1 protein-coding gene and 1 pseudogene are annotated in these 1400 nt (G+C 74.6%); both read right to left on the reverse strand.

What is annotated here, in order from left to right:
* Positions 1-906, reverse strand: a 906-nt coding sequence (locus HMPREF3099_RS13010) for an AAA family ATPase (protein WP_168168502.1), incomplete at its 3' end; no start/stop codon positions are given.
* Positions 903-1400: pseudogene (locus HMPREF3099_RS13015) on the reverse strand (exonuclease SbcCD subunit D); the annotation flags it as partial. The pseudogene HMPREF3099_RS13015 and the gene HMPREF3099_RS13010, both read right to left, overlap by 4 nt.

Below are 1400 nucleotides of genomic sequence, written 5' to 3' on the forward strand. Positions count from 1 at the left end.
GTCCGCCGTGGCCCGCTCGGCCTCGGCCACCAGCTCCTCGCGGGCCCCGGCATCGGCCACGGCACGCTCGTGCTCCCGTCCCGCCCGGCGCAGGGCCTCCTCGGCCTCGGCCACGGCACATCGCTCGGACTCGGTGTCGGCCCACCGCTTCTCCAGCTCGTCGCGGGTGCGCTGGGCAACCCGTCGCCGCTCGTCGGCGGCCTCCACCCGCTGGGCCAGGTCGGCGGCCCGCTGCACCTCGGACTCGATGGCGTCGACGGCGGCCTGCGCGGCCTCCTCCGCCGCCACCGCCTCGGCGTGCGCGTCCTGCAAACGCTTGAGCTCGCCGCGCGGCTGTCCCTTGGCCGTCCAGCACTCCCCGGCGTCGGCCTCCACACGCTCCAGCAGCGTGGCGGCCTCGCCCTGCTCGTCGGCCGCCTCACCACCGGACGCGGCGTCGAGCGCCGCGGCCAGGCGCTGCGAGCCGTCCAGGCCGGTGACCTCCAGCGGCCCCTCCTGGAGCAGCTGCAGCGCGCGGCGCAGCGTCTCGTCCCCGTGTTCGGCCAGCAGCCCGCTGACGTGGTTGTGGGCGTCGTCGCCGGTGAGGCGGCGCGCGCCCCCGACGGCCCGGAACTCGGTGCTCGGGCTGCGCAGCCACTGCTTGGTGTAGACGAAGCGCTCCGGCCCGATGGTCAGCTCGGCGCTCACCCGGGGGGCCACGTCGCGCCCCACCGGCTGGGAGTCCTTCACGTACTGCTTCCTGGCGGAGGCCTTCTCCGTCAGCAGCATGTCCAGGGCCTTGAGCATCGTGCTCTTGCCGGCCTCGTTGGGCCCCTCGAGCACGAGCACCCCGGCCTCCGGCACGTCCGCGAGCACGGCGTGCTCCACCCCTCGCAGGTCCTGCACCTCGATGCGGTGGATCCTCATGCCCGTGCTCCTCCCCGTGCGTAGCGGTACAGCAGGCGCAGCGCGTCCGAGGCAGCCACCGCGTCCCGACCGCCGGCCCCGGCGGTGTCCGTGAGGTCCTGCGCGGCGCGGGCCACGTAACCCCCGATGCCGATGTCCGCCAACTCCGCGTCGTCCGGCACCACCACCACGTCGGTGTGGCGGTCCCACGCGAAGGCCGCGGCGAAGGCGTCCTGCGCCCACTCCAGCAGCTCCTGCAGCGCGACGTCCTCGGTGAGCGTCAGCGTGCCAGTGAGGGCGTGCTTGAGCACCACGGTGGACTTGTTCTCCACGGCCTCCCACTCGGCCCGGAGCCGCGCCACGTCGTCGGCGGAGTCCACCTGCCGGGAGACCTGCAGCATCTGCCAGGTGCCCACGTGGACCACCTCGCAGGACGGCTGCTCCTCCCCCTGGCCCAGGTCCACCACGAGCACGTCCCCCACGTGCTCGTCGCGGAAGTCCGTCACCTCCACCGC

The organism is Kytococcus sp. HMSC28H12 (genome assembly GCF_001816045.1).
GTDB lineage: Bacteria > Actinomycetota > Actinomycetes > Actinomycetales > Dermatophilaceae > Kytococcus > Kytococcus schroeteri.